The following is a 392-nucleotide window of genomic DNA, read 5'->3' as shown; positions in this document are numbered from 1 at the left end:
CCCTGCCGATTCACGGCGTTCGTCTTGCGTCGGATAAGCTCATCCTGGGCAATGACCGTATCGGCCCCGGCCTTGTAGAATAACAGCTTTCCGTTTCGTCTGACGGCCACAACGATGTATTTGCTCCGCTCACCCGATATTTCCAACACTTTCATTCCAAAAGTTACCGCATCCTCCGCCGAAAATGAGTCAAGCTCCAGACCATACTCCTGCTGAAGCACCTGTTCCGCTGATAATGCCATCATTGTTATCTCCTCTCGGATTAGCCTTTCACTCACTACACTTCCAATATATTTGATCCCGGGCATGACCATGCGTTTTATCCGGTTCCGCTTCAAAATCAGCATTCAAGAAAAACAAAAAACCACCGCTGAAATCTCAGCAGTGGTTTC

Annotated in this window: 1 pseudogene; it reads right to left on the bottom strand. The window is 48.7% G+C overall.

What is annotated here, in order from left to right:
- Positions 1-245, bottom strand: a pseudogene (locus tag L692_RS0125940) (hypothetical protein); the annotation flags it as partial.
- Positions 246-392 lie beyond the last annotated feature (147 nt).

The organism is Paenibacillus forsythiae T98, from assembly GCF_000520735.1.
In the GTDB taxonomy this organism is placed as follows: domain Bacteria; phylum Bacillota; class Bacilli; order Paenibacillales; family Paenibacillaceae; genus Paenibacillus_AQ; species Paenibacillus_AQ forsythiae.
This window is presented reverse-complemented; position numbering and strand designations above follow the sequence as displayed.